This window comes from Mesorhizobium sp. B1-1-5 (assembly GCF_006443065.1).
Lineage (GTDB): Bacteria > Pseudomonadota > Alphaproteobacteria > Rhizobiales > Rhizobiaceae > Mesorhizobium.
In genome coordinates this window covers 1-5,424 of sequence record NZ_VFWS01000194.1, presented here as the reverse complement: position 1 = coordinate 5,424, position 5,424 = coordinate 1, and the positions used below count along the sequence as shown (strand labels likewise).

The 5,424-nt window shown below is 64.4% G+C and carries 4 protein-coding genes and 1 pseudogene; all 5 read right to left on the bottom strand.

What is annotated here, in order from left to right; translation table 11 throughout:
* Positions 1-1,233 (bottom strand): ABC transporter substrate-binding protein (locus tag FJ980_RS29045; protein WP_140547074.1); only part of this gene is annotated, 1,233 nt, incomplete at its 3' end.
* 179 nt (positions 1,234-1,412) lie between these two features.
* The gene (locus FJ980_RS29040) at positions 1,413-3,068 is read right to left on the bottom strand and encodes an ABC transporter ATP-binding protein (RefSeq protein WP_181170609.1); all 1,656 of its coding nucleotides are present in this window, start codon (positions 3,066-3,068) and stop codon (positions 1,413-1,415) included.
* 29 nt (positions 3,069-3,097) lie between these two features.
* Positions 3,098-3,919, bottom strand: coding sequence for an ABC transporter permease (locus FJ980_RS29035; protein WP_140547072.1), 822 nt, complete (start codon positions 3,917-3,919; stop codon positions 3,098-3,100).
* A gap of 58 nt (positions 3,920-3,977) precedes the next feature.
* Complete coding sequence (locus tag FJ980_RS29030) at positions 3,978-4,937, bottom strand: ABC transporter permease (RefSeq protein WP_140547071.1); 960 nt, start codon at positions 4,935-4,937, stop codon at positions 3,978-3,980.
* A 100-nt stretch (positions 4,938-5,037) separates the two neighbouring features.
* A pseudogene (locus tag FJ980_RS29025) lies at positions 5,038-5,424 on the bottom strand (peptide ABC transporter substrate-binding protein); the annotation flags it as partial.

The window sequence follows — 5,424 nt, the reverse complement described above, 5'->3', positions numbered from 1 at the left end:
CCAGTAGCCGTCGCCCGGCTCGCGCTTGATCTCTATCTTGATGCCGGCCTTGGCGCAGGACTGCTGATAAAGCTGGGCGGCGTCCACGGCGCCGGGGAAGGCGACGTCGGAGGTACGCAGCAGGATCGAGCCGCTATGGCCCGACTTCTTGTAGGCCGCCGCCGCTTTTTCGGGGTCGAACTTGCGCTGCTCGATATCGGCGGAAAACAGCGGATAGGCTTCGTTGACCGGGAAGTCATTGCCGACCGAGCCATAGCCGCGCAGGATCTTGTCCAGCATCTCCTCGCGGTCCATCGCGAGCTTGAGCGCCATCCTGAGGTCGTTATTGTCGAAGGGCGCGGTGTCGCAGAACATGTTGAACGGGTAATAGCCGCGCCCGGCGACATTCTCGATGCTGACGCCCGGCATGCGTTTCACCAGATCGACCACCTTGGGCTCGACGCGGTTGATGAGATGCACCTGGGTGCCCTGCAGCGCCGCGAGCCTGGCCGTCGGGTCGTTGATCACGACGATCTCGATCTGATCGGCATGGCCTGCCTTGTCGCCGCGCCAGTAATTGGCGAAGCGCTCGCCGCCATGCTTCACGCCGGGCTGGTTGACGGCAACCTTGTACGGCCCGGCGCCGATGCCGGCATTCGGGTTATCCTTGCCGCCATTCGGCTGGATGACCAGGTGGTAGTCGGCCATCAGATAGGGGAAGTCGGCATCGGCGTCGCCGAGCGTCACCACCACGTCCTTGCCGTCGGCCTTGATGGTCTTGATGTTCTTCAGAACGCCGAGCGCGCCGGACTTCGACTTCTCGTCGGCGTGGCGCTCGAGCGTCGCGACGACATCCTCCGCGCTCACCGTCTTGCCGTTGTGGAATTCGATGCCGTCGCGGATCTTCATCGTCCAGGTCTTGGCGTCGGCCGAAGCGCCGATCTCCTCGGCGATCAGGTTCTCGACACCGCCTTCCGGGGTCAGCCGCACGAGGAATTCGCCCCACTGCTTGCAGAAGTTGTAGGTTACCTGGCTGAGATTCAGCGCCGGATCGAGGCTGTTGGTCGATTCGCCGCCCTGCAGGCCGGCCCTGATGATGCCGCCCTTTACGGGCGTCGCGGCAAAAGCCTTGCCGGCAAGCGTCGTGGCCAGTGCCGCCGAAGCGCCAAGTGCTGCCGCACGGCCGAGGAAATCGCGCCGCGAGATCCTGCCCTTGCCGGCGAGTGCGGCGAGATGGTCGAGTTCCGTCTGCATGTCCTGCCCCCTTTTTGAGATTGATGCCGCGAGCCCTATCTTGCCTGCAGCCGATCTTTCCTCTTCCGCATTGCAGCCGCATGACAACCGCCGCCCGGATGCTGACTTCTTGCGGGCTATCTCTTTGTTTTAACGCAATTCCGTGCGGAAAGCCGCTTAACGGCTCTACGGGAATTGCTTCAGTTTCCAGCGCTCGCCATGCGCCGGCCCTTGATCGCCTTCTCAAGCCAGCCGATCTCCATCTCCGGCACGGAAGACAGGAGAAGGTCCGTGTAGGCGTCGAAGGGCGGCGTCAGCACCTTGCTCTTGGCGCCGTAGCGCACCACCTCGCCGCGATACATCACCGCGATGGAATCGGCGATCGACTTAACCGTCGCCAGGTCGTGCGTGATGAACAAATAGGCGACCTTTTCATGCTGCTGCAGGTTCAGCAGAAGCTTGAGGATGCCGTGGGCGACCAGCGGGTCGAGCGCCGAGGTCACCTCGTCGCAGATGATCAGCTTCGGCTTGGCGGCCAGCGAGCGGGCAATGCAGACGCGCTGCTTCTGCCCACCGGACAGCTCGGCCGGGTAGCGGTCGATAAAACCCTTGCCCATCTCGATCTCGTCGAGCAGCTCGGCGACGCGCTTGTCGCGCTCGCGGCCCTTCATGCCGAAATAGAACTCCAACGGCCGACCGATGATGGTGCCGACCGTTTGGCGCGGGTTCATCGCCACGTCAGCCATCTGGTAGATCATCTGCAGCTGGCGCAGATCTTCCTTCGGCCGGTCGGCCAGCCTGTTGGCGAGCGGCCTGCCGTCGAAGGTGACGGTGCCTTGCTCGGGCGGCAACAGGCCGGTGATGGCGCGCGCCAGCGTCGACTTGCCGGAACCGCTCTCGCCGACGACGGCCAGTGTCTGTGCTGGGTAGATATCGACCGAGACGTTCTTCAGAACCTTGACATGGCCGCCGCCATAGGCGGCGGTCACATTCTTCACCGACAGGAAGGGCGTTGTGCCGGGTTGCTGTTCCTGATGCTCGATCTCATGCACCGAAACCAGTGCGTTGGTGTATTCCTGGCGCGGCTCCTTGATGATCTGCTGCGTGCCGCCCCACTCCACCAGCCGGCCGTGGCGCAGCACCATGATCTCATCCGAGACCTGGGCGACGACGGCAAGGTCGTGGGTGATGTACAAGGCGGCAACATGGGTGTCGCGGATGGCGTCCTTGATCGCTGCAAGCACGTCGATCTGCGTCGTCACGTCGAGCGCCGTGGTCGGCTCGTCGAAGACGATGAGGTCGGGCTCCGAGCAAAGCGCCATCGCCGTCATCACGCGCTGCAACTGGCCGCCGGAAACCTGGTGCGGGTAGCGCTCGCCGATCGTCTCGGGATTGGGCAGGCTGAGCTTCTTGAACAACGCGACCGCCCGCTTCTCGGCCTCGGCACGGTTCGCGGTGCCGTGCAGCAGGGCCGCTTCGACCACCTGGTCGATCAGCTTGTGCGCCGGATTGAACGCCGCCGCCGCCGACTGCGCGACATAGCACACCTCGCGTCCGCGCAGCGCCCGCACGCCTCTTGGTCCGGCCTTCATGATGTCGCGGCCGTTGAGGATCACCTCGCCGCCGGTGATGCGCACGCCGCCGCGGCCATAGGCCATGGACGACAGGCCGATGGTTGATTTGCCGGCGCCGGATTCGCCGATCAGGCCGAGCACCTTGCCCTTTTCCAGCGTCAGCGAGACATCGTGGACCAGCGTGATGGTCTTCGGCGCCTCGCCTGGCGGATAGACGGTCGCCTCGATGCGCAGGTTGCGGATGTCGAGGAGCTTGCCTGAGCCTGCCTGCCCGTCGGCCATCGGCCGCGTCTTCGCCTGCTTGTCAGCCATCAGCCGCGTCCTCCCTTCAGGCTCGTCGTGCGGTTGAGCACCCAGTCGGCGACGAGGTTGACCGAGATCGCCAGCACCGCGATCGCAGCCGCCGGGATCAGCGCCGCCGGAATGCCGAACACGATGCCGTCCTTGTTTTCCTTGACCATGCCGCCCCAGTCCGAATCCGGCGGCTGCACGCCAAGGCCGAGGAAGGACAGCGCCGACAGGAAGAGCACGGCGAAGATGAAGCGCACGCCAAGCTCCGCCACCAGCGGCGACAGCGCGTTGGGAAGGATCTCGCGGAAGATGATCCAGCCCTTGCCTTCGCCGCGCAGCTTGGCCGCCTCGACGAAATCCATGACGTTGATGTCGACGGCCACCGCGCGCGACAGGCGATAGACGCGGGTCGAATCGAGGATGCCCATGACGAGGATCAGGGTCAGCGCATTGGTCGGCAGCACGGAAAGCACGACGAGGCCGAAGATCAGTGTCGGGATCGACATCAAAAGATCGACGAAGCGCGACATCAGCGTGTCGAACCAGCCGCCGAACACCGCGGCCGAGAAGCCGAGGATCGCGCCCAGCGAGAAGGACAGCGCCGTCGCCGCCACCGCGATCTCCATGGTGATGCGCGCGCCGTAGATCATGCGCGAGATGAGATCGCGGCCGAGATTGTCGGTGCCAAGCCAATGGGCGGCAGACATCGGCTCCCAGACGTCGCCGACGATCTCGCCGTTGCCGTGCGGCGCGACCCACGGCGCGAAGATGGCGCAGAACGCGAAAGCGCCGGTCAGGATCAGCCCCACCCAGGCGGTTATCGGGATTTGTCGTAGCGCCATTCGCCTCAGTTCCCCTTCTGGTCGTCTTGCATCCGGCCCGTCATTTCGGATGCCCCCGTCACTTCGGATGCCTTAGCCGCGGATTGGCCACGATGGCGGCGATGTCGGCGACGATGTTGAGCGTGATGTAGACCGCGGCGAAGATCAGGCCGACCGCCTGCACCACCGGCACGTCGCGCTTGGCGACATGGTCGACCAGATACTGCCCCATGCCTGGATAGACGAAGATCACTTCGACCACGACGACGCCGACGATGAGATAGGCGAGGTTGAGCATGACGACGTTGACGACCGGCGCGATCGCGTTCGGGAATGCATGCTTGCGGATGATGTCGAAGGCCTTCAGCCCCTTGAGCTCGGCCGTCTCGATATAGGCCGACTGCATAACGTTGAGGATCGCCGCACGCGTCATGCGCATCATGTGGGCAAGCACCACCAGCGTCAGCGCCGTGGCCGGCAGCACCACGGCCTGCAGCCTTTCCAGGAACGGCGTGGAGTCGTCCACCGTCGAGATGCTCGGGAAGATCTGCCAGTGCACGGCAAACACGAAGATCAGCACATAGCCGATGAAGAATTCCGGGAATGATGTCGAGGCCAGCGCGAGGCCGGAGATCAGCTTGTCGACGAAGCCGTTGCGATAGCGCACCGCAATGAGGCCGAGGACGATCGCCAGCGGCACCGCGACGACCGCCGCGCAGGTCGCCAGGAACAGCGTGTTCTTCAGCCGGGTGCCGATCGAGGTCGCGATGTCCAGTCCGCTCGACTGCGCCGTGCCGAAATCGCCATGCAGGATGCCCCAGAGCCAGTGCACGTAGCGCAGCCATGCCGGGTCGTTCAGCCCGAGCTGCTCGCGCAGGTTCGCCAGCGCCTCCGGCGTCGCCGATTGGCCGAGGATCGCCTGGGCGACGTCGCCCGGCAGGATCTGCGTGCCGGCGAAGATAAGCACCGAAACAGCCAAAAGAAGAACCAGGCCCAGCAAGATGCGCTGAGCGACCAATCTCAGGATCGGAGACGACATCGGCAACCCGCAATGGTGAAGAAGGGACGACGCCCGCCTTTCGGGCGGGTCATGAAAACGGAGAAGGGCCGGCTTGCGCCAGCCCTTCCCTTATCCTTCATCAGGCCTGCAGCCAGCACTCGATCAGCGCATGGCCGTTGCTGAGTTCCTGCGCCGGGTTGTCGACCCAGCCTTCGACGCCCTTGCCGGTCGCGTCGACGAACTGGTTGAAGAACGGCACGATCAGGCCGCCTTCGTCGCGCATGATCTCGCCCATGTCGCGGTAGATCTTCTTGCGCTTGGCTTCGTCGAGCTCGCCGCGCGCCGCAAGCACCATCTTGTCGAAATCCGGGCGCTTCCAGCGGGTGTCGTTCCAGTCGGCGGTCGACAGATAGGCGGTCGAGTACATCTGGTCCTGGGTCGGACGGCCGCCCCAGTAGGAGAGCGAGAAAGGCTGCTTGTTCCAGACTTCGGTCCAGTAGCCGTCGCCCGGCTCGCGCTTGATCTC

Coding starts and splice junctions, on each gene's coding strand:
- FJ980_RS29040 (WP_181170609.1), bottom strand. CDS start 3,068: ATGGCCGACGGGCAGGCAGGCTCAGGCAAGCTCCTCGACATCCGCAAC.
- FJ980_RS29035 (WP_140547072.1), bottom strand. CDS start 3,919: ATGGCGCTACGACAAATCCCGATAACCGCCTGGGTGGGGCTGATCCTG.
- FJ980_RS29030 (WP_140547071.1), bottom strand. CDS start 4,937: ATGTCGTCTCCGATCCTGAGATTGGTCGCTCAGCGCATCTTGCTGGGC.